Annotated in this window: 16 protein-coding genes; 15 read left to right on the top strand and 1 reads right to left on the bottom strand. The window is 65.7% G+C overall.

The window, feature by feature from the left end:
- Positions 1 to 23 precede the first annotated feature (23 nt).
- Entirely contained in the window at positions 24 to 2,081 is a 2,058-nt protein-coding gene (locus IEW02_RS00130; protein ID WP_229745700.1) for an N-acetylmuramoyl-L-alanine amidase, read from the bottom strand.
- Between the two features lie 239 nt (positions 2,082 to 2,320).
- On the opposite strand from IEW02_RS00130, the gene glf reads away from it, so the two are divergent.
- The 15 genes from glf to IEW02_RS00055 all read left to right on the top strand — a co-directional run bounded on the left by glf (position 2,321) and on the right by IEW02_RS00055 (position 26,099).
- Entirely contained in the window at positions 2,321 to 3,526 is a 1,206-nt protein-coding gene (gene glf, locus IEW02_RS00125; RefSeq protein ID WP_229745699.1) for a UDP-galactopyranose mutase, read from the top strand.
- Positions 3,523 to 5,424 carry a glycosyltransferase gene (locus IEW02_RS00120; protein ID WP_188542698.1) on the top strand — a complete coding sequence of 634 codons (1,902 nt, stop codon included), beginning with the start codon at positions 3,523 to 3,525 and terminating at the stop codon, positions 5,422 to 5,424. Before glf ends, IEW02_RS00120 begins: the two co-directional genes overlap by 4 nt.
- A 28-nt stretch (positions 5,425 to 5,452) precedes the next feature.
- Positions 5,453 to 5,950, top strand: coding sequence for a phosphatase PAP2 family protein (locus IEW02_RS00115; protein WP_229745817.1), 498 nt, complete (start codon positions 5,453 to 5,455; stop codon positions 5,948 to 5,950).
- Positions 5,947 to 6,852 (top strand): decaprenyl-phosphate phosphoribosyltransferase, encoded by a 906-nt coding sequence (locus tag IEW02_RS00110; RefSeq protein ID WP_188542697.1) that lies wholly within the window; start codon positions 5,947 to 5,949, stop codon positions 6,850 to 6,852. Before IEW02_RS00115 ends, IEW02_RS00110 begins: the two co-directional genes overlap by 4 nt.
- On the top strand, positions 6,830 to 8,671 hold the full coding sequence (locus IEW02_RS00105) for an arabinofuranosyltransferase AftB family protein (protein ID WP_371829894.1): 1,842 nt from the start codon (positions 6,830 to 6,832) through the stop codon (positions 8,669 to 8,671). The genes IEW02_RS00110 and IEW02_RS00105 overlap by 23 nt, the downstream gene beginning before the upstream one ends.
- 409 nt (positions 8,672 to 9,080) lie before the next feature.
- Positions 9,081 to 10,025, top strand: a complete 945-nt coding sequence (locus IEW02_RS00100; protein ID WP_188543902.1) for an alpha/beta hydrolase — start codon at positions 9,081 to 9,083, stop codon at positions 10,023 to 10,025.
- A 137-nt stretch (positions 10,026 to 10,162) separates the two neighbouring features.
- Positions 10,163 to 11,137: an alpha/beta hydrolase gene (locus IEW02_RS00095; protein ID WP_188542696.1), complete on the top strand. Its 975-nt coding sequence runs from the start codon at positions 10,163 to 10,165 to the stop codon at positions 11,135 to 11,137.
- Positions 11,138 to 11,297: 160 nt separating this feature from the next.
- On the top strand, positions 11,298 to 13,184 hold the full coding sequence (locus IEW02_RS00090; RefSeq protein WP_188543901.1) for an alpha/beta hydrolase-fold protein: 1,887 nt from the start codon (positions 11,298 to 11,300) through the stop codon (positions 13,182 to 13,184).
- A gap of 79 nt (positions 13,185 to 13,263) precedes the next feature.
- Entirely contained in the window at positions 13,264 to 13,806 is a 543-nt protein-coding gene (locus tag IEW02_RS00085; protein WP_229745698.1) for a DUF732 domain-containing protein, read from the top strand.
- Positions 13,807 to 13,811: 5 nt separating this feature from the next.
- Positions 13,812 to 14,783 (top strand): cutinase family protein, encoded by a 972-nt coding sequence (locus IEW02_RS00080; RefSeq protein ID WP_188542695.1) that lies wholly within the window; start codon positions 13,812 to 13,814, stop codon positions 14,781 to 14,783.
- 139 nt (positions 14,784 to 14,922) lie between these two features.
- Positions 14,923 to 15,930, top strand: a complete 1,008-nt coding sequence (locus tag IEW02_RS00075; RefSeq protein ID WP_188542694.1) for an LLM class F420-dependent oxidoreductase — start codon at positions 14,923 to 14,925, stop codon at positions 15,928 to 15,930.
- A 239-nt stretch (positions 15,931 to 16,169) separates the two neighbouring features.
- Positions 16,170 to 18,065, top strand: a complete 1,896-nt coding sequence (gene fadD32 / locus IEW02_RS00070) for a long-chain-fatty-acid--AMP ligase FadD32 (RefSeq protein ID WP_188542693.1) — start codon at positions 16,170 to 16,172, stop codon at positions 18,063 to 18,065.
- Between the two features lie 75 nt (positions 18,066 to 18,140).
- Complete coding sequence (gene pks13 / locus IEW02_RS00065; protein WP_188543899.1) at positions 18,141 to 23,279, top strand: polyketide synthase Pks13; 5,139 nt, start codon at positions 18,141 to 18,143, stop codon at positions 23,277 to 23,279.
- Entirely contained in the window at positions 23,276 to 24,820 is a 1,545-nt protein-coding gene (locus IEW02_RS00060) for an acyl-CoA carboxylase subunit beta (protein ID WP_188542692.1), read from the top strand. The genes pks13 and IEW02_RS00060 overlap by 4 nt, the downstream gene beginning before the upstream one ends.
- A 349-nt stretch (positions 24,821 to 25,169) precedes the next feature.
- A complete protein-coding gene (locus IEW02_RS00055; RefSeq protein ID WP_229745697.1) occupies positions 25,170 to 26,099 on the top strand; it encodes a hypothetical protein in 930 nt (309 codons plus the stop codon).
- Positions 26,100 to 26,168 lie beyond the last annotated feature (69 nt).

The raw sequence follows: 26,168 nt of genomic DNA, 5'->3' as shown, positions 1-26,168 counted from the left end.
GCACTCGTTCAGCGGAAGGCCGATCAACCGACGGGCGCCGCATTCATCTGCTCGTTGTAGGTGTCGTTGTAGGCCTTCAACACGGTCGTGACGATGCCGGTCACCTCGTTGAAGATCAGCGATCCCTTCTCGAAGTTCGACTGCCATCCGCCGGGGATCTTGAACTCGTCGCTCGTCGGAAGGCCCATCGAGCCGCCGTCGCCGCCCATGGCGATGAACTGCTTGAAGATCTCGCCGATGACGGAGAACGCCTGGCCGGTCGGGTTGGCGACGATGGTGCCGTTGAGGAAGTCCGCGCGTTGCGCACCTTCGGCTGCCGGCAACACACCGGTCACCGCCGGTCCGAGCGCACCCTGCTCGCCGCCCATGGACGACCACTTCGCCGCCACGGGGTTCGGGTCGGTCAGGCGGACCAATTCGTCGATCAGGGCGGGAACACCGGCTCCGGGGGCAGCACCGGACGCCAGCGTCTCGGCCGGCGGTCCTACCGGATCGACGGGTGCGGACGGCGCCACGGGTGCCGCCGGGTCGACGGGTGCCGCCGGATCGACGGGTGCAGCCGGGGCAGCAGGCTCGGCGGGTGCCGCCGGCGCGGGCTCGGCCGGAGTGGACGCCCCGTTCAGGTTCGCTTCCGCGATGTCACGTAGCTGAGGCAGGTCGCTGTACGCGGCGTCGCCAGGGCATTCGGTACTGCCGACGTCGCGGTGCGCGAAGATGATCGGCAGGTCGACGCTCTGGCCCTTGGGGATCGGGGTGTAGCGCGTTCCCTCGGACGTCATGGTCGTCTGGCCCTTGGGATCGAGACCTGCGAGGCCGAGGCGCCACCCGAGGAACTTGCCGGCCGCGTCGAGCATCGCCTGGCTGGGCTTCTCGGTCTGGTAGTCACCCATCAGCGCCAGGCCCATGGTGTTCTCGTTGAAGCCGCCTGCGTGCGCACCTTCGACGTTCTTGTCAAGGCCACCGGCGCGACCTTCGAAGATCTGGCCGTACTTGTCGACGAGAACGTTGTAGCCGATGTCGCACCAACCCAGGGTCTGGGAGTGGTATGCGTAGATCGCACGCACGATGCCCGCGGACTCGTCCTTGGAGTAGTCGTTGCTGCCGGCGGTGTGGTGGATCGTCGCGCCACCGAGGAAATCGTCGACGGTGGGTGTGCTGCATCGCTTGGATTCGTCGGCGCCCCACTGAGCGCGGGTGATGACGGCAGGGCCGGTGCCTGCGACGGGCGGTGCGGATTCGGCGAGTGCGCCGTCGGTCTCGGAGGTACCCGGCGTGATCAGCACGGCGGTGGCTGCGGCGGCGACCTGAGCGAGGGTGTCGATCAACGGCTCGTCCTGAGTGCGCAGCGGTGACGAACTGGACGCCGGGACGTACCCGAGAGGCTGTGCCGTCGGTGCCTCGGCCGGAACCGGAGGAACGGTGGATTCCGCGGGGGCGGCAGGCGCTGCGGGCACGGGAGGAACCACCGGCGCTGCGGCGGGATCGACGGGGGCCGTCTTCGGCGTCAGCAGGAACTGCACCGCCTTCGTGGCGCCGACGAAGATGGGCTCGGTACCGATCGTTGCCGGGGTGTCGGAATCGGAGGCGTCGGCGGATCCGGTGTCGATTGCCGTCGTCGCGTTCCAGGGTCCCCAGGAACCGTCCGACAACTGGGCCCGCACCTGCGCAACGGCGTCGTCGATCTTGTCCGTGGTCAGCGCGACCATGCTGAACGGAGTGTCCTGCGACACCTCCTTCACGACCGCACCGGCCGGAACGGTGATGCTGTCGAGCGGAGCCGACGGAACTGGTGCCTGCGCCGAGGGCGTGCTCGGCGGCGTCAGGCCGGGGATGGCGGGAATCGTGATCGTGTCCGGCAACTTCAGGTCTCGGAGGTTCCCGATGTTCAGGTCGGGCAGGTTCAGCCCGGTGAGGTCCTTGAGCGAGATGGTGATGTCCGGCGCCGATGCGAGCGCGATCTTCGCGATGGTGGTGGGGATCGCGGTGGTGCTCTCGTTGGTCTTCTTCACGTCCGAGCTGGTGCCGGACACGGTGTACACCACGATCGGGCCGGTCACCGCGAGTGCGGCGACGACGCCCAAGATCAATGATGGTTTCGGTCGACGGTGCACTGGCGTTTACTCCCCTGGTCGGCATCTGCGCAGTCGTGAACCCAGTTACGGATGTGACTGAAGTGGTTGGTGATACGCAGTGAACGCCACATTAGTCACACAAGCACCAACTCTCAACCATTAGTAGAGGGTTCGACGGTGTGTTCGAACGGCCGGGTGAAGAGGCAGCTGACAGATACGTCCGTCGATGTCGGATACCCTGATTGCCCGTGACTGATCTCGAGCCAGGTAGGTACGACGTGATCGTCGTCGGGTCCGGTTTCTACGGACTGACGATCGCCGAACGCACCGCCTCCGAACTGGGCCTCCGCGTTCTCGTACTGGACCGCCGCCATCACCTCGGCGGCAACGCGTACTCCGAAGCGGAGCCCGAGACGGGAATCGAGGTGCACAAGTACGGTGCGCACCTTTTCCACACGTCCAACAAGAAGGTGTGGGAGTACGTCAACCGCTTCACCACCTTCACCGACTATCAGCACCGCGTCTACGCGCTGCACGGCGGCCAGTCCTACCAGTTCCCCATGGGACTGGGCCTGATCTCCCAATTCTTCGGCAAGTACTACTCGCCGGAAGATGCGCGCGCACTCATCGCGGAGCAGTCCAGCGAATTCGACTCGAAGGATGCGACCAACCTCGAGGAGAAGGCCATCTCCCTGATCGGGCGCCCGCTCTACGAGGCGTTCGTCCGTGACTACACCGCCAAGCAGTGGCAGACCGATCCCAAGGAGCTCCCGGCGGGCAACATCACCCGGCTTCCGGTGCGCTACAACTTCGACAACCGCTACTTCAACGACGACTACGAGGGACTTCCGGTCGACGGATACACCGCGTGGCTCGAGAACATGGCGCGCCACGAGAAGATCGAGGTGCGCCTGAACACCGACTGGTTCGACGTGCGGGACGAGATCGTGGCGGCCAATCCGGACGCCCCGGTGATCTACACCGGTCCGCTCGACCGCTACTTCGACTACTCCGAAGGTGAACTGGGCTGGCGCACACTCGATTTCGAGACCGAAGTGCTGCCGACGGGTGACTTCCAGGGCACCCCGGTGATGAACTACAACGACGGTGACGTCGCCTTCACCCGCATTCACGAGTTCCGGCACTTCCACCCCGAGCGCGAGTATCCGGCCGACAAGACCGTGATCATGCGGGAGTTCTCACGGGCGGCCGAGTCGGGCGACGAGCCGTACTACCCGATCAACACGCCGGACGACCGCGCCAAGCTGAGCGCGTACCGCGAGCGCGCGAAGAAGGAGACGGCCGAGAACAAGGTGCTGTTCGGTGGCCGGCTGGGTACGTACCAGTACCTGGACATGCACATGGCCATCGCAAGCGCACTGACGACGTTCGACAACGTTCTTCGTCCCCATCTCGACACGGGCGCTTCGTTGTCGGCCGGGTCCGACCTGTGAACGCACGCCATACGCTGCGCGGGCAGGCCGGAGGCCGGTCGCCATATCTCGGAAAGGCGCTTCTGCAGCGCATTCTGCTCCCGCGCGCCGGCGAACCCCTCGACGTGCGGACCCTGTATCTCGAGGAAGCGACCACCAACGCACGACGCGCGCACTCGACGTCGAGGACGTCGGTGGCCATCGGCGCCGAGTCCGAAGTGTCGTTCTGCACGTACTTCAACGCCTTCCCCGCAAGCTACTGGCGCCGCTACAGCACCCTGAACTCGGTCATCCTGCGCGTCGAGGTGACCGGCCGTTGCCGCATCGACGTCTACCGTTCCAAGGCGGATGCGTCGCGTATCCACGTCGAAGGGCGTGAGGCGAGCGACGAAGCGCTCGAACTCGAGATCGACCTCGGTCCGTTCGAGGACGGTGGGTGGATCTGGTTCGACGTCACCTCGGACACCGACGTCGTCGTCGAAGGTGCGGGATGGTTCGCTCCCACCGACGCTCCCGGCCGAGCCGATGTGGCACTGGGCATCCCGACGTTCAACCGGCCGGGTGACTGTGTCAAGGCCCTCGAGGCCATCGCGTCGGACCCGCTGGTGCTCGGTGTGGTCAAGAACATCATCGTTCCCGATCAGGGCACGAAGAAGGTGCGGGACGAGCCCGGGTTCGATTCTGCGGCAGCAGCTCTCGGCGATCGACTCGTCGTCCACGACCAGGCGAACCTCGGTGGCAGCGGCGGGTACAGCCGCATCATGTACGAGGCACTGAACAACACCGGTTGCGAACAGATCCTGTTCATGGACGACGACATCGAGATCGAACCCGATTCGATTCTGCGTGCACTCGCGATGTCGCGCTTCGCGAAGGTCCCGACCATCGTCGGCGGTCAGATGCTGAACCTGCAGGCGCGCAGTCATCTTCACGTCATGGGCGAGAAGATCGACATGGGAATCTTCATGTGGGGCGGCGCCCAGAACGTCGAGTACGACCACGACTTCGCGGAAGAGCCTCTGCGAGAAGCGAAGTTGCTGCACCGCCGGATCGACGTCGACTACAACGGCTGGTGGATGTGCATGATCCCGCGCGTCGTCGCCGAGGAGATCGGTCAGCCGCTTCCACTGTTCATCAAGTGGGACGATGCCGAATACGGCTTGCGCGCGCGCGAAGCCGGGTATCCGACGGTCACGCTTCCGGGCGCGGCCATCTGGCACATGGCGTGGAGCGACAAGGACGACGCCATCGACTGGCAGGCGTACTTCCACCTGCGCAACCGGCTCGTCGTCGCGGCTCTGCACATGCCCGGCCCGGCACGCGGGCTCGTCGTCAACACGGTCAAGGCGACGATCAAGCACCTGCTGTGCCTCGAGTACTCGACCGTCGCGATTCAGAACATGGCTATCCGGGATTTCCTTGCGGGCCCGGAGCACATCTTCTCGATCCTGCCCACGGCCCTCGGTGACGTCCACACCACCCGCAAGCGGTTCTCGGACGCCGTCGTGGTGGGGTCGTCCACCGCGCTGCCGCCGCCGAGCGGTGCGGGTGTGCCGGCCGTGGGTGAGCCCGCCGGCGCCGCAGCGAAGGTGAGGCGATTGGCGAAGGGACTGCTGCACAACACGAAAGCCGCTCAGCCGCAGCATCACGAGCGTCCGCAGCTGAACGTCCCGACCATCGACGCACGCTGGTATCTGCTCTCTCAGGTCGACGGCGTCACGGTCACCACCGCAGACGGCCGCGGCGTCGTCTACCGCAAGAGGGACCCGAAGCTGGCGAAAGCCCTTCTGTCGGAAGCGATTCGGCTTCGCAAGGAGCTCGACGACAGATTCCCCGAACTGGCGGAGCAGTACCGCCTCGCCGTCCCCGAACTCACGAGTCAGAAGCGGTGGGAAAGTGTCTTTGATTACCAGGCGTAAAGGGCAGCAACCCGCCGCCGGCCTCGAGATCCAGGCGCTCGCGGCGATTCAGAAGAGCGTCGGAGCGCTACCGGGGGCAACCCCCCTCGCCCGCGGCATGTCGCACTTCGGCGAGCACGCCCTCGGGTGGATGGCGATCTCGGCCGTGGGAGCAGCCGTCGACGCACCTCGTCGCCGCGACTGGGCTGCCGTCGGGATCGGGGCCGTGGGGGCGCACGCGGCGTCCATCGTCGTCAAGCGCATCTCGCGCCGGCGCCGTCCGAGCGACCCGTCCGTGAAGGTCGGGGTGAGCACGCCGAGTCAGTTCAGCTTCCCGTCGTCGCACGCCACGTCCACGACCGCCGCGGCCGTCCTGATCGCACGAGCCACCGGAAAGCCCGTTACCGTGGCCATCGCCGCGCCGATGATGCTCTCGCGTCTCGTACTCGGAGTGCACTATCCGTCTGACGTCCTCGTCGGATCCGCGCTCGGCGCCGCGTCGGCCGCCGCAGTACTGGAACTATCAAAGAGGTACGGAGCAGCATGAGCGAGGAACCCGCCGTCGAAGGTGCGCCCCCGAAGAACCTGGCCACCGGCATCGTCAAGGCGGTCCGGCCCCGCCAGTGGGTCAAGAACGTGCTGGTCCTGGTTGCGCCGCTGGCTGCCGGCCAGGTCACCGAGGCAGACGTGCTGCTGCCCGTCGCGCTGGCGTTCGTCGTCTTCTGTATGGCCGCATCGGGCATCTACCTCGTCAACGACGCCATGGACGTCGAAGCCGACCGCGCGCACCCGACCAAACGCTTCCGGCCGATCGCGGCCGGGGTGCTCCCGGTCAAGCTGGCGTTCGCGATGGCCGTCGTTCTTCTCGTCGGGTCGATCGCACTGTCGTTCCTCGCGAACTGGAACCTCGCCGTGGTCATGGGCGTCTACATCGGTGTGCAGCTCGCGTACTGCTTCGGGCTCAAGCACCAGGCCGTGCTCGACATCTGCATCGTCAGCTCGGGGTTCCTCCTGCGTGCCATCGCCGGTGGTGTGGCGGCGGACATCCCGCTCTCGCAGTGGTTCCTGCTCATCATGACCTTCGGGTCCCTGTTCATGGCCGCCGGCAAGCGGTACGCGGAACTGCAGTTGGCCGAGCGCACCGGCGCCAAGATCCGCAAGTCGCTGGAGAACTACACCACCAGCTACCTGCGCTTCGTCTGGACTCTCGCGGCCACGTCGCTGGTGATCTGTTACGGGCTGTGGGCGTTCGAGCAGGACCGCATCAGCGGGAACAGCGCGTACGCCATCTCGATGGTTCCGTTTACTATCGCTATTCTGCGGTACGCAGTGGATGTCGACGGCGGCGTCGCTGGAGAACCGGAAGAGATCGCCCTCGGCGACCGGGTACTCCAACTGCTCGCCATCGTGTGGATCGGAGTGGTTGGTGTCGCTGTCTACCTCGCATGACGAGCTGACGGACACGCCCCACCCCGCCTCACCCCCGTCACGTTCTGCCCGTGAGCGAGTGATCCGGCTCGTCGGTGCCCTCGGCATCGTCGTGACCGGCGTCCTCACCTTCGTCGGTGCGTGGGACCGTCGCTGGGTTGCGGACGACGGACTCATCGTTCTGCGAACCGTGCGCAATCTTCTGGCCGGCAACGGGCCGGTCTTCAACGCCGGCGAACGCGTCGAGACCAACACGAGCGCCGCCTGGACCTACGTCGTCTGGTTCTTCGGGTGGCTCAGCGGCGTGCGTCTCGAATACGTCGTGCTGACCATCGCGCTGGTGCTCACCACGGCCGCCGTCGTGATCGCCATGATCGGCACCTCCGCACTCCACCGAGGACGGGGGCATCTGCTGCTTCCCGCTGGGGCCCTCGTCTACATCGCCGTTCCGCCGGCGCGTGACTTCGCGACGTCCGGCCTCGAGACCTGCCTCGTCATCTTCTGGCTCGCGGTCACCTGGCTGCTGATGGTGCGCTGGTCCGAGCGCGACCGCACGCCGTCGACGAGATCGGTACTGTGGCTTGCCTTCTGGGGTGGTCTGTCGCCTCTGGTGCGACCCGAGTTGGTCATCGTCGGCGGTATCGCACTGCTCATGATCTTCGTGGCGACACCGGGATGGCGCGCGAAGGCGGCGATCGTCGCGGCCGCAGGAATCGTGCCGGTCGGCTATCAGATCTGGCGCATGGGCTACTACGCGCTCCCGTACCCGAACACCGCCGTGTCCAAGGACGCAGGCGGGTCGAAGTGGGCGCAGGGTCTGACCTACCTCTGGAATCTCGTCGGGCCGTATGCGCTGTGGGTTCCGCTCGTGCTCCTGATCGTCGGGGCCGCACTACTGGTCCGAAAAGTGCGTGTCGCTCGACCGACCCTCGCCTGGATTCGGACACCCGCGGCGGTGATCGCGTTCGCGCTGGTCTCCGGACTGATATCGCTGGTCTACGCCGTCCGAGTCGGCGGCGACTTCATGCACGGTCGGACGCTTCTCCCCGCGTTGTTCCTGCTGCTGCTCCCGGTATCCGTGGTGCCCATCCGTCTTGCCAGAGCCGGTGTCGTCGGACTTCTGCTGTGGCTCGGTGTCGTGGTCTGGGCGGCGTTCGCCGCGAACACGCTGGGCATGCCGCAAGGCACCACCGTCGGACGTTCCGGAATCGTCGACGAACGCGCCTTCTACGCGCTCAACACCGGCCACGAACATCCCATCCTGGCCAGCGACTACCTGGACTACCCCCGTATGCGCGCGATGGTCCAGACGATCGAGGACACGCCGGACGGTGGTCTGTTGCTGCCTGCGGCGGCCTATACGTACTGGGACGTCGTGCCGCCGCCACTGCCGATTCCTCCGGGCGGGGCCGAGCACATCGTCTACTACCTCAACCTCGGTATGACGAGCATGAACGTCGGCCTCGACGTGCGCGTGCTCGATCAGATGGGGTTGGCCTACCCGTTGGCGTCGCACACCGTGCGTCTCGACGACGGCCGGATCGGGCACGACAAGAGCCTCTACCCCGACTGGGTGGTCGCAGACACCGGGATGGTCGACATCCACCCCTTCATGCCGGCGTACCTCGACGAGGAATGGGTCGCGGACGCGAAGGCGGCGCTGACGTGTCCGCAGATCCAGGAGCTGTTGACGTCCTACCGCTCGGATCTCACGCGCGCGCGTTTCGTCCAGAATTTCAAGCACGCGTTCGATTTGGCGGCGTTCCGTTTCGACCGAGTTCCGGCGTACGAATTACAGGAATGTAATTTGACACCGCCGCCGAACGGTACGACGAATTGATTGAGGGCGCTGGTGTGATCCACAACACAGTTACTGGGCGGCGAGGTGGCGATTCGGTCTCGGGACTGCACCGAATGGGCCATGCCGTCTGGATTCTTCCGTCTCGTTTGTGTAACGCTGGCACAGTCTGCGGGGATATGTGGAAATGATGTGGGTCGACGAGTGGCGTTGTCACCGTCGACTCGCTGCCGGTTGTTCGGGGGAAACCGTGAGCGCCGCGTTGTTCTGCGGAATGAATTGTCGAAGTGCGCACGGCCGAACGGTCGTACGAAGTTGAGAGGCCGAATGTATGCGTGACGGGTCCGTGACTGTCCTCGGGGACACAGCGAACGAAGAGCACAGTCTGACCGACACCGGGGTCAGCGAGGTCCGTCCGCGCAAGCGGATCGGTCGTCTGCGCAGAGCCGCGATGGCACTGGGGTTGAGCATCGCTCTCCCGCTGGGTCTGGCAGTTGTGGCCGTGGGCCCGACGGCCAACGCCGCGTTCGATCCGGGCGCGCAGGACGTCTGGGCCGATTCGGCGATGGGGCCGATCAAGAGCCGCGTCTGGCGCGCCAGCGACGGCAACCGAAACAAGGTCGTCTACCTGCTCGACGGGCTCCGCGCGCGCACGGACCTGAACGGCTGGGAGATCGAGACCAACGTCGGACCGTTCCTCGCGAGCCAGGGCATCAACGTCGTCATGCCGGTCGGCGGACAGTCGAGCTTCTACACCGACTGGTACGCACCCTCGAACTTCAACGGTCAGAAGACCACCTACAAGTGGGAAACCTTCCTGACGCAGAACCTCCCGGATCGTCTCGCAGCAGGAGATCTCGGATTCAGTCGTTCGCGCGTCGGTGTCGTCGGCATCTCGATGGGCGGCAGCGCGGCTCTCACGCTCGCGGCCTACCACCCGAACCAGTTCAGCTACGCGGGATCGCTCTCGGGCTACCTGAACATCTCCGCACCCGGCATGCGCGAGGCGATCCGCGTCGCAATGCTCGATTCGGGCGGCTACAACGTCGACTCCATGTGGGGACCCCCGTGGAACCCGGCGTGGCTGCGCAACGACCCGTTCGTGTTCGCGCCGCGTCTGCGTGACAACGGAACTCGCGTGTGGGTCTCGGCTGCAAGCGGCCTGCCGGGTGTCTACAACACCCCGCAGACTCCGATCGACTACTTCAACACCGCGACCGGTATGGGCCTCGAGGCATTGGCGCTGGCCAACAGTCGCGCGTTCCAGGTCCGCATGGCGTCCATCGGTGCCAACAACGTCACCTACAACTTCCCGGCGCAGGGAACGCACATGTGGGGCTACTGGCAGGACCAGATCTACAACATGAAGAACGATCTGTACGCCAACATCGGCTAGTAACAATCTCCACGATCGGCCCCGAGTTTCGAAACCTGTCACAAGGTTTTGTCTCGGGGCCTTTTCGTGTTCTAGGGTCCTGTCTGAGATCGGCTGGTGGCCGGCGGCAGTGCACACGGAAAACGAGGGCTCCACCCATGCAGTTCGGTCGCAAGCGCAGGTTGGCGGGCATGTTCGCCGCCATGATGGTGGTCCCGGTCGCTCTGGGGCTTGCTGGTTCTCCCATCGCGACGGCTGCGCCGGTCGCGCACCGTTCTCCCGCCGGCGGCTACCAAGAGCTGTCCGTTCCGTCGACCATGGGACCGATCAAGGTTCAGGTCCAGTGGGCGGCTCGCGGAGGAAGCTCCGCGCTCTATCTTCTCGACGGCCTGCGCGCCCGCGACGATCGCAATGCCTGGTCCTTCGAGACCAACGCGTTGCAGCAGTTCTCCAACGACGACGTCACGCTCGTGATGCCCGTCGGTGGCCAGTCGAGCTTCTACACGGACTGGTACGCGCCGTCGAACTTCAACGGTCAGAAGATCACCTACAAGTGGGAGACGTTCCTGACGCGTGAGCTTCCGGACTATCTCGAAGGATTTGGGGTGTCGAGCTCGAACAACGCCGTCCTCGGATTGTCGATGGGTGGCAGCGCAGCCCTTACTCTCGCTGCCTACCACCGCAACCAGTTCAAGTTCGCCGGCTCGCTCTCGGGTTACTTGAACATCTCTGCACCCGGCATGCGTGAAGCAATCCGGGTCGCGATGCTCGACGCCGGCCGGTTCAACGTCGATTCCATGTGGGGGCCCCCGTGGAACCCGGCGTGGCTTCGCAACGACCCGTTCGTGTTCGCTCCGATGCTGCGCGGACTCTCGCTCTACATCGCCGCGTCCAGCGGGTTGCCCGGACCGACGGACCGACCGACCTCGCCGATCGGGGTCTACAACACGGCCAACGGAATGGGCCTCGAAGCGATTGCGCTCGCCAACACCCGTGCCTTCCAGGTGCGCATGACCGCCCTGGGTATCCCGGCCCGCTACGAGTTCCCGGCCACCGGTATCCACAACTGGCCCAATTGGGAGGCGCAGCTCTGGAGCGCGCGCGGTCAGATTCTCGACGCTCTCGGCGCCTGAGCGTCGCTGAGACCCGAGTAACAATTGCACCACCAGTAACAGCGTGGCTGTCGCAGACTTTCTTCGTCACCGTGTACAACTAATCGAGATCTCTTGTGCGAACCCGTGGTTTGAGCAAGAACAGAGTTGAGGTTTACGAAGAGAGTGAGTGGCGAAGACGATGCAGCTGCGTAAGGCCGACAGTCGCCGAATCTCGAGCGGGCGGACACGGGTGCTCGCGGCCATCGCTGCCGGGCTGGTGCTTCCGCTGGCCGGTGGCACGGTCGTAGCCGTCGCCTCGGCGGCCCCGGCGGTGCACGCCGCTCCCGCAGCTGCGGCGCCGGCCCCCACGCAGGCACCGTCCGGTGCCGTCGTGTCCTCGGTCAACTGGTTGTCGGATCGTCGGGTGGCGCTGTGGGTCGACTCGCCGTCGATGGCCACTCCGATCCAGGTGCAGATGCTTCTCGCGCGTGATTGGAACAAGGACCCGCAGGCGGTGTTCCCGTCGGTGTGGATGCTCGACGGGTTGCGCGCCACCGATCAGGAGAGCGGCTGGACCGCCGAGACCGACGCCGAATCCTGGTTCGCCGACAAGAACGTCAACGTCATCCTTCCCGTCGGCGGACAGTCCAGCTTCTACTCGGACTGGGCCGATCAGGACAACGGCAAGAACTACCAGTGGGAAACGTTCCTGACCAAGGAACTCCCGCCCATTCTCGAACGTGACTGGCGCACCAACCAGACGCGCGCGGTCGCAGGCCTGTCGATGGGCGGGACCGCCGCCATGACGCTGGCCGCGCGCAACCCCGGCTTCTTCAAGTTCGCGGGCTCGTTCTCCGGCATTCTCGCCACCACCACGCTCGGCATGCCGCAGGCCATCGCCTACGCCATGCAAGACGCGGGCGGTTTCGACGCCACCGCGATGTGGGGCGCACCGACGTCGGACGCATGGGCGCAACACGACCCGTACGTCCTCGCCGAGAAGCTCAAGGGCACCAGCCTGTACGTCTCGAGCGGCAGCGGATTGACCGGGGCGTACGACCAGCCTTCGGGCATCCCCGGGGTCAGCACCAACTACGCCGGCATGGGGCTCGAAATTCTGGCGCGACTGACCTCCCAGACCTTCGCGACCAAGCTGAACAAGCTCGGCATCCCCGCCTCGATCAACTACCGCCCGTCGGGCACGCACTCATGGCCGTACTGGCAGTTCGAACTCAAGCAGGCGTGGCCGCAGATGGCCTCCGCGCTCGGCGTTCCGGCCGACAAGCCGGCCTGCACCATCGCCGGCGGGTTCGCCGACGTGCATTCCGGGAACAACTGGCTCGCCGACTGCCTGACGGATTCGTACGCCGTCACCGGCGGCAGCGCTCAGGACTTCCGGTTCGGGCGAATCTTCTCGTCGAACCTGGGGACATTCCCGGTGGCCGGCGCGATCGGTGGCGTTTACCAGGGTTACAAGGCTGCGGACGGCATTCTCGGTCTCCCGACGAGTGGCGAGATCGGTGTCGCCGACGGTCGCGGACGGTTCAACTCGTTCCAGAACGGCATGATCTATTGGACTCCGCAGACGAAGGCTCATGCGGTGCGCGGCGCCATCCTCGGCGAATGGGCAGCGCAGGGCTACGAGGGCGGTCCTCTGGGATACCCGGCAGCCGACGAGGTGCAGACACCGAGCAAGCCGGGTGCGGTGCAGGGCTTCGAGATCGGCGCCATGTACTACAGCGAGGCGAACGGCACCCACGCCGTCCAGGGAAAGATCATGGACAAGTACGCCGGACTCGGTTTCGAGAACGGAGCGCTCGGCTTCCCGAAGACCAGCGAGATCAGCGTCAAGGACGGCGGCCGCTTCAACCAGTTCGAGGGCGGCAACATCTACTGGAGCCCGGCCACGGGTGCCTGGGCGATAGAGAACGGTCCGATCTTCGATGCGTGGAAGAGCGTGGGGTACGAAGGCGGACGGCTCGGGTTCGTCACGAGCGACCAGTTCCCCATCGACGGTGGTGTGCAGCAGAACTTCCAGTTCGGCTGGATCACCGTGAAGAACGGTCAGGCGCAGATTTTTCCGTAGGCGACCTCAGAGTTCTCTCAGCTCGCCCGGTTAGCGTTCCCGTGTCCGTCGTTCCTCCCGGCAGAAGGATGTGTACGTAGTGAGTTCCCGGTTTGTTCGCGTGGTGAGTACAGGCGCGTTCGTGCTGCTGGCGGGCGCCACGCTCGCCGCGTGCGGAAGCGACGACTCGTCCGCGAGCAGCACTCCGAGTTTCACCTCGTCGACCACGTCGGCGGCGACGACGACGGCTCCGTCCTCCACACCGCAGGCGTCTTCGTCCACCTCGGCGGCACCGACAAGTCCCGGCGCTGCAGCTACCGCGCCGGAGCAGGCCGAGCCCGTGCCGAGCGGGTTCCCCGGGCCCACCGAGCCGGCCAACGTCGACGCGCGGGGTCAGGCGTTCCTCGACGAACTGAAGACCAAGGGTGTCACCGTTGCGGGCAACGGTGAGATCGCGATCTCGACCGCCAACTACATCTGCGCCGCCAAGCGACAGGGCGTTCCGAACGATCAGATCAGCACGTTCGTGACCGCCAACGTCGGATCGGAAGCGGCCGCGTCCGGGGCCGAGATCACGGCGGAGCAGGCCGGTGCGACGGCTCAGACGTACATCGATGCCGCGTCGGCGAAGTACTGCAGCTGATTTCGATGGCCACTGGTACGCGTCGTAAGAGGTCGCCGCTGAAGGTGTTCCTGGGGTTGATCGCTGCCGTCGTCGTGGTGATCATCGTGATCGTCGCGCTCTGGTACCTCCTGGCGGGACGACTGAAGGAACCCGCGCCCGGTCCCTCACCCGGCCCCGAGAAGCCTCAGTCGCAGCCCGCGAGCTGCCCCGACGTGTTCGTGTTGTCGATTCCCGGGACGTGGGAGTCCAGCGCTACCGACGATCCGTACAACCCGACGGCCAATCCGGCCTCGCTGATGCTGAACGTCAGCAAGCCGTTGCAGGGACAGTTCCCCGCGGGCCGCGCGACCGTCTACACCGTTCCGTACGTCGCCCAGTTCTCGAACCCGGTCGCGATTCCGCCGGACGGTCAGGCCTCGTACAACACCAGTCGTACCGAAGGCACCGCGAAGGCCACCGACGCGTTGGCGAGCACGTACCGGGACTGTCCGCTCACGAACTACGTCCTGGCGGGCTTCTCACAGGGCGCCGTGATCGCTGGGGACATTGCCGCGACGATCGGCGCCGGCAACGGGCCGGTTCCGGCCGATCAAGTTCTGGGCGTCACCTTGATCGCCGACGGGCGCCGTGACGGTACGAGTGGAAACGACGTCGGACCGGCTGTCGACGGAACCGGCGCGGAGGTGGCGCTCGGAGGACTCGACCTGCCCGGCATCACGATGAGCGGTCCGCGCCAGGGCGGCTTCGGGTCGCTCGCCGATCGCACCAACACCATCTGTGCGCCGGGTGACCTCATCTGCGCCGCGCCATCGGATGCGTTGTCGCTGAGGAACATTCCGTCATCTTTGGCCGCGCTGGTGGGTGCGGCCGGCAATCCGGTGCACGCGCAGTACGCGTCGTACGTGGTGGACGGAAGCGGAACCACGGCAACGCAGTGGACCGAGCAGTGGGCTGCCGGCCTGATCGAGAACGCCCCGGTCCCGGCGCATTCCTAGTGCGGGAAGGCCGGAGGCCGGCCGGAATCAGGCTGCGCGGAGGCCAGCGCATTCGGGCGTTACCGGATCGAGACGCTAGAGTGGCTCGTTGGCCCGTTGGGGGCCACTTCCGCGTCCCCGGCCCCAGGAGAGAACACACATGAGTTCTGCCGAAGCTGCAGCTTCGTCTGCTCCGCCGCTCCGCAAGTTCCGCTTCGCGGCCGGCGGCGAAGGCAACCCCGCCGAGGGCGGCGCGCGTCGGTTCGTCAAGCTCGCGCAGACCGCGGAGTCGCTGGGGTACGACAGCTTCATGATTCCGGACCATCTGGGCAACCAGGTCGGACCGATCGCAGCACTCGGTGCGCTCGCGGTGTCGACGGAGAAGATCCGCATCGGCGCCGCCGTTCTGGCCAACGGGTTCCGGCACCCGGCCGTTCTGGCCAAGGACGCGACCACCATCGATCAGTTGTCGAAGGGCCGCCTCGAGTTCGGTATCGGCGCCGGATGGATGAAAGAGGAGTACGTCAAGAGCGGCCTCCCGTACGAGAGCCCGGCGGTGCGCGTCGAGAAGTTGGACGAATCGCTGACGATCCTCGACACGTTGATGCGTGGCCAGGAGTGCAACTTCGCAGGCAAGCACTACGAGATCAAGGGTTTGCAGGGTAGCCCTCGGCCTCGGCAAGGCCCTCGTCCGCCGATCGCCGTCGGCGGCGGCGGACCCAAGATGATGGCTCTGATGGCCAAGCACGCGGACATCGCGTCGCTGGTTCCGAGCACCACGCTGGACGGCAAGCTCAAGCTCTCCGAGATCACGATGGCGAAGAGCATCGAACGCGTCGAGCAGATTCGCGCCGCGGCCGGCGACCGGTTCGATCGGATCGAGTTGAACTGGACCATCTCGATGGTGGTGGTCTCCGACGACCGCGAGCAAACGGCAGAAATGGCGCTCGCAGCCATTGCGAATGGCATGCTGCCGAACATGGAGGTCGACGCTCAACTGACGGTGGACGACATTCTGGAGTCGCCGTACGCCGCGATCGGAACGTTCGACGAGATCGCCGAGCAGATCCGAAATGTCCGGTTGAAGACCTCGATGTCGTACGTGGGCGTCTATCCGACGCAGATGGAAGCATTCGCTCCGGTGATTCCCCTCTTGTCCGGCGAATGAACTACAGCGTGTCGGTACCATATTTGTGGTTTGTCCAGCGATTTACGACAGGCGGTTTGGGCAAGCTACCCGCAGGTAGCCTCTTGTGCGCCCCGGTCGCATTGCACCCGGGCAGCCCGGAGGACGGTCGACATGGGTGAGTGGGCAGACCGGATGCCGGTTCGAACGTATGAGGTAGTTCGAAGGCAGACGCCGACAAGATCGATGGCGTGGCTTCGCGACGCTTCGGAGGAGATGAAATGACGAAATCGTTCGACGATTATGTCGACGAAAACGGCCGCATCACTATTGCCGAGGGCATGACACTGGTGCGGCACGTGGAAAGCAACGTCGCGGAGAACGGCGACGCGCTGGCCTACCGCTACGTCGACTTCTCCCGTGAGCGAGACGGTGAGGTCCACGAACTCACCTGGGCGCAGTTCGGTGCTCGGCTGCGAGCGGTGGGCGCGCGTCTACGGCAGGTGACGAACCAGGGCGATCGCGTCGCCATCCTCGCTCCCCAGGGCCTGGACTACGTCGTTGCGTTCTTCGCGGCGATCTACGCGGGCACCATCGCCGTGCCGCTGTTCGATCCGGACGAGCCCGGTCACAGCGATCGTCTGCACGCCGTGCTGAGCGACTGCGAGCCGTCCGCCATCCTCACCGGAACCAACTCCGCCGCAGGTGTGCGTCAGTTCTTCCGCGCGCTCCCGGCCGCCAAGCGTCCACGCATCATCGCCGTCGACGCTGTTCCGGACAGCGTCGGAGAGACCTGGACCGAGCCCGACGCGAATCTCGACGACATCGCGTATCTGCAGTACACGTCGGGGTCCACGCGTACGCCCGCCGGTGTCGAGATCACCCACCGCGCCGTCGGCGTCAACGCACTGCAGATGGTCGACAGCGTCGAGATCACCCAGGATTCGCGCGGTGTGACCTGGCTGCCGCTCTTCCACGACATGGGACTGCTGACGGTCATCCTGCCCGCGCTGGGCGGCAAGTACATCACCATCATGAGCCCGCGCGCGTTCGTGCAGCGGCCGTACCGCTGGATCAAGGAACTCGCCGCGGTCTCCGACGGTGCGGGCACGTTCGCCGCAGCACCGAACTTCGCGTTCGAACACGCCGCTCAGCGCGGTCTGCCGAAGAACGGTGAAACCCTCGATCTGTCGAACGTCATCGGTCTGATCAACGGCAGCGAGCCGGTCACCACCACGTCGATGCGCAAGTTCAACGACGCCTTCGGTCCTTACGGGCTCCCGAAGACCGCGATCAAGCCGTCCTACGGCATGGCCGAGGCCACGCTGTTCGTCTCGACCACCAAGCATTCCGACGAGGCGAAGGTCATCTACGTCGACCGCGCCGAACTCAATTCCGGCCGTGTGGTCCAGGTCGACGAGAGCGCCGAGGGTGCCATCCCGCAGGTGTCGTGCGGCTACGTCGCGCGCAGCCAGTGGGCGGCCATCGTCGACGCCGAGTCGGGCGCCGAACAGCCGGACACTCACGTCGGCGAAATCTGGTTGCACGGGCAGAACATCGGCCGCGGGTACTGGGGGCGCGAGAACGAGACGACGGAGACCTTCCACAACAAGCTGGTGTCGCGACTGGAGTCCGGCAGCCACGCCGACGGTGCCGACGAGGGTGCCGACTGGATGCGCACCGGCGACTACGGCGTCTACGTCGACGGCGAAATCTACATCACCGGTCGCGTCAAGGACCTGGTGATCGTCGACGGCCGAAACCACTACCCGCAGGACCTCGAAGCGTCCGCTCAGGAGTCGTCCACGGCCCTGCGGCCCGGTTTCGTCGCGGCCTTCTCGGTTCCGATGAACCAGCTGCCCGAGTTCGTCTTCGAGCACGGCGGCAGTGGTCTGCAGCGCGACCCGGAGGACGGCAGCGAGCAGTTGGTCATCGTGGCCGAGCGCGCGCCGGGCGCGGGCAAGGCGGACCCGGCGCCGATCGCGGACACTGTCCGCGCGTCGATCTCGGTCCGACACGGAGTGACGGTGCGGGACGTACTGCTCGTTCCCGCCGGGTCCATCCCGCGCACCTCGAGCGGCAAAATCGCGCGCCGGGCGTGCAAGGCGGCGTACATCGAAGGCACTCTGCGCGGGGGGTACACGCAAACTGCGTTCCCCGACGCGATCGACGAGTGACGTTTTTTCTTTCCGACTGGTTGGGTGGGTTCAGTGGCTGACAACAGTATTCGTGGCGACGTGACGGACGGGGACATGACGGTCGCGCAGCTGCGTGAGTGGCTGCGGAACTGGGTCGCCGACGCGACCAACCAGTCGGTGGACCAGATTTCGGACGATCGACCGATGGAGGAGTTCGGGCTCAGCTCCCGCGACGCCGTCGCGCTCAGCGGCGAGATCGAGGAGCTCCTCGGCGTCACGCTCACTGCGACGGTGGCCTACCAGCACCCGACCATCGCCTCCCTCGCGACGCGCATCATCGAGGGCGAGCCGGAGTCCGAGTCCGGAACCACGGACGACTCGTTCTACCTGTCGGGGCCGTCCGACCGGTCGCACGACATCGCGATCGTCGGCCTGTCGACCCGATTCCCCGGCGCCGGACACACCCCGGAGTCGATGTGGGAGATGCTCGACGACGGTCGCGACGGCATCACCGATCTGCCCGAAGGGCGGTGGTCGGAATTCACCGGCGACGCCCGGCTGGCGGAGCGCATCGCGTCGACGGTCACCCGCGGTGGCTACCTCGACGACGTGAAGGGATTCGACGCCGAATTCTTCGCGATGTCCCCGCGCGAAGCTGTCAATGTCGATCCGCAGCAACGACTTGCGCTCGAACTGACGTGGGAAGCGTTGGAGAACGCGCGCATCCCCGCCAGCGAACTCAAGGGCACACAGGTCGGTGTCTTCATCGGCACGTCGACCAACGACTATCAGATGATCGTGGTCAGCGACCCCGACCCGCACCCGTACGCGCTGACCGGCAACTCGACGGCCGTCGTGGCCGGTCGAGTGTCGTACTACTTCGACTTCCGCGGCCCGTCCATCGCCCTGGACACCGCATGCTCGTCGTCGCTGGTCGCCGTCCATCAGGCCGTGCAGAGCCTGCGCAGCGGAGAGTCCAGCGTCGCGCTCGCCGGTGGCGTCAACATGCTCCTTTCTCCGCTCGCCACACTGGGATTCGGACAGACCGGGGTGCTGGCACCCGACGGCCGAATCAAGGCCTTCTCGTCCGACGCCGACGGCATGATCCGCTCCGAAGGCGGCGGTCTCGTGGTGCTCAAGCGCCTCGAAGACGCTGAGCGCGACGGAGATTCGATCCTCGCCGTCATCGCCGGATCCGCGGTCAACCAAGACGGCCGCTCCAACGGCATCGTGGCCCCCAACCCGGACGCGCAGGCGGACGTGCTGCGTTCGGCGTACCGCGACGCCGGCATCGTCCCCACCGGGGTCGACTACATCGAAGCCCACGGCACCGGCACGATCCTCGGTGACCCCATCGAGGCAGATGCACTCGGCCGCGTCGTCGGTCGCGGCCGGGACGCGGACAAGCCCGCACTGCTCGGATCGGCCAAGACCAACTTCGGGCACCTCGAATCCGCTGCAGGCGCAGCAGGTTTGATCAAGGTGGTCCTCGCGATGCAGAACGACCGGCTCCCCAAGTCGCTCAACTATGCCGGCCCCAACCCGTACATCCCGTTCGACGACGCCCATCTCAGTGTCGTCTCCGAGGGTGCGGCCTGGCCGCGGTACACCGGCAAGGCCGTCGCCGGTATCTCCGGTTTCGGCTTCGGCGGCACCAATGCGCACGTGGTGGTGACGGAGTATGTGCCGGCCGCTGCTTCCCCCGCGTCGACCTCTCCCGACAACGATATCGAGTTCGATCCCGCTGCAGTCGATCCCGAAGCGGCGGTCAACGACGTAGTGGTACTCGAAGAGGGTGCGCCCGCGACTGATGCTGCACCGACTCAGGGCGCCCCTGACGCCGGCGGGCAGGCCGGAGGCCGGTCGAATTCGGCTGTACAGGCCGGAGGCCGGTCGAATTCGGCTGTACAGGCCGAGGGTGCCCCCGAGCCGGAGCCGCGGATCGTGCTGCTCGCCGTCTCCGCGTCCATGCCGTCCCGCCGCCGCCGCGCAGCCGCCGAACTGGCGGACTGGCTCGAGAGCGAAGAGGGAAGCAACACCCCACTCGCCGACGTCGGTCGCTCGCTCGCCAAGCGCAACCACGGGCGTTCTCGCGCAGTGGTGCTCGCGTCCACTCGCGCCGAGGCCGTCTCCGGACTACGTGCCGTCGCGCAGGGAAAGCCGGGACCCGGTGTGCTGTCCGCAGATTCGCCGGCGTCCAACGGACCGGTCTGGGTCTTCTCCGGCTTCGGCGCTCAGCACCGCAAGATGGCGAAGGAGTTCTACGGATCCGAGCCGGTCTTCGCTGCCGCATTCGATCGCGTCGACGCGTTGATCGAGGACGAGGCGGGATACTCCATCAAGGAGATCGTCCTCGACGACTCGCTGAACTACGAATTCGAGAATTCCCAGGTCGGAATCTTCGCAATCCAGGTCGCGCTCGTCGAGACCCTCCGTGCCCACGGGGCCGAGCCCGCTGCAGTAGTGGGACATTCGATGGGCGAGGTGGGCGCGGCATACGCGACGGGTGGTCTGAATTTGGAAGACGCCGTGCGGATCATCTGCGCGCGTTCGCGTCTGCTCGGTGAGGGGCAGGAAGGTCTCGGCAGCGCCGAGGCTGGAGCCATGGCGCTGGTGGAGTTCTCGGCGGCCGAGGTCGTCGAGCTGGCCGAGCGGTTCCCCGGCGTCGAGCCCAGTGTGTATGCGGCACCGACACATACGACCGTCGGCGGCCCGGCAGCGCCGGTGCAGGCGATGGTCGAGTACGCCGAGTCGCTCGGCAAGATGGGCCGCGTTCTCGATGTCCGCGGGGCCGGGCACACCTCCGCCGTCGACCCTCTTCTCGGTGAACTTTCGGCCGAGTTGATGGGTATCGAACCGTCCAAACTCCGCGTCGCAGCGTTCTCGTCGGTGGACGAGGGCGCGTTCTACAAGGCCGGTCACGAACCGATTCACGGCGTCGACTCGTGGGTCAAGGGCATGCGGCACTCGGTCTACTTCACGCAGGCCGTGCGCAACGCCGTCGACTCGGGGTACACCACCTTTATCGAGCTGTCGCCGAACCCGGTGGCTCTCATGTCGATTGCGGCCACCGCGTGGGCCGCGGGTGTTCCCGACGCGACCCTGGTGCCCACGCTCAAGCGTAAGGAGAGCGAGCCGGACACGTTCCTCACCGCCCTCGCCGAGCTGTACGTGCACGGACATGCGGTCTCGCTCCCGGTCCTGTTCGGAGACGGCGCATACGCAACCATTCCGCGTACGTCGTTCTTGCGCAAGCCTTTCTGGATCGAGACGACGGTCAGTGCGATCACGGCCTCTGTCGCGGCGCTGCCGGGCTCCCATGTGGCACTGCCCGACGGTCGACATGTCTTCGAGGCGCAGGCCGGTGCGGTGACCAGCATCGACGCCCTCGTATCCGCAGCTGCCGCACAGGTTCTGGCGGATGTCACCGTCGGCGCGGTTGTCACCCGCGGTGCGGTGCCCACGTCGGGAAGCTTGACGACCACTCTGACACCGCACCCCGGTGGTGCCTCGTTGACGGTCCACTCGCGGACCGGCTCGGACTTCGTACTTCTCGCCGACGCGGTGGTGACCGCCGGTCCGGCAGTGGAATCCACGGCACCGGCAGAGGCAGCCGCGCCCAGTCTGTCCAGCTCGGCACTGTCCGATTCGGTCGAGCAGGAACCGGACGTCGTCGACGACTTCGCCGATCGCTGGGACCCGAACGGCAGTCAGTCCCTCGAGGACCGTCTGGCGCTGATCGTCGCCGAGTCGATGGGGTACGCGCCGGAGGATCTGCCGGCCGAGATTCCGCTCGTCGAGCTCGGTCTGGACTCCTTGATGGCTGTCCGCATCAAGAACCGTGTGGAGTTCGAGTTCGAGATCCCGCAGTTGCAGCTGGCCGCGGTGCGCGACGCGAGTTTGAAGGAAGTGGAGAAGTATCTCCGCTACGCGGTCGAGAACCGAGAAGAGGTCGAGGCGCTCGCGGCTCAGCAGAAGCTCGACGCCGAGGCCGAGGCCGCTGCGGAAGCGCAGTTGGACACGGCATTTCAGTTCGAGGGCGATGCGGTCGAGAACACTGCGGTTTTGGACACCACGGCGGAAGCCGAGGCCATCGTGGCGGACGCAGCTGCACCGTCCGTCGCCAGCGATGCCCAATCCTTCAGCGAGGCAGCAGGAACCGACGTTGCGCCGCGAGACGCGGCCGAGCGTCTGACGTTCGCGACGTGGGCTGTGGTGACCGGCGAATCGGCAAAGGGAATCTTCAACACCCTTCCCGTGCTGGACGATCCGACCGCGGAGAAGCTGGCCGAGCGGCTCAGCGAGCGGGCGAAGGGTGAGATCACACTCGACGACATCCTGGATTCCGAGACCATCGAAGCGCTCGCCGACGTGGTCCGCCAGCACCTCGAGGCGGGGGACGTCGTGGGTGTCGTACGCACGCTCCGTACGCGCGAAGAAGGTTCGGATGCGGTGCCCGTCTTCGTGTTCCACCCGGCGGGTAGCTCCTGCGTCGTGTACGAACCGCTGCTGCGTCGTCTGCCGGCCGGAACGCCGATGTACGGGCTCGAACGTATCGAAGGTTCGATCGCCGAACGCGCCGCCGCCTACGTCCCGATCGTTCGGGAGATCCAGGGCGACGGCCCCTACGTGCTGTTCGGGTGGTCGCTCGGCGGCGTGCTGTCCTACGCCGTCGCGCAGATTCTGCGCGAGCAGGGTGCGGACGTTCGAGTCGTGGGGTTGATCGACACGGTGATGCCGTACGAGCCGATCCCGGACACACCGGAGGAGATCGAGCTGCGGTGGAAGCGGTACGCGAAGGTCGGCAAGAAGTTGTACAACGTGGACTACCCGCTGCCGTACGACAAGCTGGCCAAGGCCGACGACGACGGTCAGATTCGCATCATCATGGATCTGGTGAAGCTGAGCAGTGCGCAGATTCCCAGCGGAATCATCGAGCACCAGCGCACGTCGTGGCTCGACAATCGGGCTATCCAGACGGCGTCGCCGACCGTGTACGACGGTGACGTCACGCTGTATCTGGCCGACAAGTATCACGACGACGCGATCGCGCTGGAACCTCGACTCGGGAAGCGTCACGAGCACGGTGGATGGGGTGAGTACGCGCCGAACCTGGAGATAGTCCACGTCGGAGGCGACCACCTCGCTATCATCGACGAGCCGTACATTGCCAAGGTGGGGGCCGATCTGGCGGGCAAACTGCAGGGGCTTACTGCGTCGATGGCGGCGCAAGGAGGAGAGTCGCACCCGTGACCTCGACGACTGCCGGCAAGCTGGCGGTACTGCGCGACAAGCTCGAACTGGCCCACGAACCAGCCGGAGAGGCTGCTGTCGCGAAGCGCGCCAAGAAGGGCATTCCCAGTGCGCGAGAGCGCATCACGATGCTCCTCGATCCCGGCTCCTTCGTGGAGATCGGCGCCCTGGTCCGTACGCCTGGAGATCCGAACGCCCTGTTCGGCGACGGAGTCGTCACCGGTCACGGCACCATCGACGGTCGTCCGGTTGCCGTCTTCTCTCACGACCAGACCGTCTTCGGCGGCACCGTCGGCGAGATGTTCGGTCGCCGCGTCGCGCACATCATGGAGTTCGCCGCGAACATCGGCTGCCCCTGCATCGGCATCAACGACTCGGGTGGCGCGCGCGTCCAGGATGCAGTGACGTCCTTGGCGTGGTACGCGGAACTGGGCAAGCGGCAAGAACCGCTGTCGGGTTTCTGTCCGCAGATCTCGGTGATCCTCGGCAAGTGCGCCGGCGGCGCCGTGTACGCACCGATCAACACCGACGTCGTGGTCGCCACCGAAGAGGCCTACATGTTCGTGACCGGGCCGGACCTGATCAAGTCCGTCACCGGTGAGGACGTCAGCCTGCACGACCTCGGCAGCGCGCGGCAGCAGGCCGAGAACGGCAACATCCACCACGTCGCGAAAGATGAAGCGGCAGCGTTCGATTGGGTACGCAAGTACCTGTCGTTCCTACCGTCGAACTGCACGGCGGAGCCGCCGGTCGTCAACGAGGGCATCGAACCGTCCGTGACGAGTGACGACCTCGAACTCGACACGTTCATGCCCGACTCGGACAACGCCGGGTACGACATGCACGACATCCTGCTGCGCATCTTCGACGACGGCGACTTCCACGAGGTCACCGCGCAGACGGCCAACAACGTCATCATCGGATTCGCTCGGGTCAACGGTCGCCCGGTCGGAGTCGTCGCCAACCAGCCACTGATGCTCAGTGGTTCGCTCGATGCTGCCGCATCCGACAAGTGCGCTCACTGGATCAGGCTGTGCGACGCGTACAACATCCCGCTCGTGTTCATCGCGGACACACCGGGATTCCTGCCCGGGCTCGAGCAGGAAAAGTTGGGTGTCATCAAGCGTGGCGGCCGCTTCATCTTCGCGTACGCCTGCGCGTCGGTCCCGAAAGTCACTGTGGTGGTACGTAAGTCGTACGGCGGCGCCTACGCAGCCATGGGATCGAAGCAGCTCGGTGCCGACGTGAACCTCGCCTGGCCCACCGCCCGCATCGCCGTCATGGGCGCCGAAGGTGCCGTCAGCATCATGGCGCGCAAGCAACTGGCCGACGCCGGTGACGACGCCGCCGCCGTGCGTCAAGGTTTCATCGACTTCTACAACGAACACATCGCGACGCCGTGGATCGCGGCCGAGCGCGGTTACATCGACGCGGTCATCGAGCCGTCGGCGACGAGGTTGGAGATTCGCCGGGCCATCACCCTGTTGCGGGACAAGGCGGTCGAGCCGAACCCGAGGAAGCACACGCTGTTTCCGATTTAGGCCGTGCCGTTCGCGACTCAGGGGCACCCTCACACCGATAGACCGACTGAGTGTGCCCCTGACTCCGTGACCGTTCCGACTCAGGGGCACCCTCACACCGTCAGATCGACTGAATGTGCCCCTGACTCCGTGACCGTTCCGACTCAGGGGCACCCTCACACCGTCAGATCGACTGAGTGTGCCCCTGACTCCGTGACCGTCACAGGCAGACTTATCCACAAGCGCGCATTCATCCACATGTGCCCGTCTCGCGACCATAAACCGATCCCCGGTCTGCAATCCTGGGCGGATGAAACGGGGAGCATGGGCCGAGGAGCTTGCGAGTATTCGAAACGCCAGTGTCGACGGGGTGATCACACCTAAGGAACTTCGGGGACTCGGCGTCAGTGCATCGTCCATCGTCAACCGGTGCTTGCCTGACGGCCCGTGGCAGCGTCTACTCCCCGGAATTGTATTGCTGCACAACGGTCCGCCGTCGGACAGGCAAAGGATGATCGGGGCTCTGACCTACGGTGGTCCGGGATCGATCCTGACCGGACTGGCCGGACTGGTGTCGTACGGCTACCGCTCTGCTGCGCCGTCGGTGGCGATCCTCGTGCCCCACGAGACGCGTAGGAAGCCACACGGATTCGTCGAGGTCGACCGGACACGGCGCATGCCGGAGCTGACCGAACGCGGGTATCTACAGGTCGCACCCGTGCACCGATGCGTCGTCGACGCGGTACGGCGCACGAAGGACGAGAGCTTGTGTCTCGACCTACTGGTTACTGCCGTCCAGCGCGGTGGAACCAGCATCGAGGAGCTTGCGATCGAGCTCTCCGAGTGCACGACTCGCGGAACCGCGCTTCCCCGGCGTCAACTCCACAAGCTCGGCAAGGGAGCGCATTCCGCGGCCGAGGTCGAGGCCCACGAGTTGTACGAGGCGAGCGACCTACCCCCGATGCACCTCAACCGCGACGTCCTCGACGCGGCGGGAAATGTGATCGCACGGCCCGATGGATGGTTGGACGACGTCGGGTTGGCATGGGAGATCGACTCGCTCGCTCATCACCTCTCCGTCGCAGATCACGAGCGAACGATGCTGCGACGGTCGAGGATGCAATCGCACGGCATCGTTGTCGTCTCTCATCTGCCGAAGACAGTCCGGCAGTCACCCAATGTGGTCATTCGTGAGCTGCGTGCGGCGTACGAGCTCGCGGCGTCTCGTCCGCGACCTAATGTTCGAATGCGCGTCATTGCCGGGGAGTCAGGGGCACATTCAGTCGATCTGACAGTGTGAGGGTGCCCCTGAGTCAGAATGCGATCGGAGTCAGGGGCACATTCAGTCGATCTGACAGTGTGAGGGTGC

It is taken from the genome of Rhodococcoides trifolii (assembly GCF_014635345.1).
Taxonomy (GTDB): domain Bacteria; phylum Actinomycetota; class Actinomycetes; order Mycobacteriales; family Mycobacteriaceae; genus Rhodococcoides; species Rhodococcoides trifolii.
This window is presented reverse-complemented; position numbering and strand designations above follow the sequence as displayed.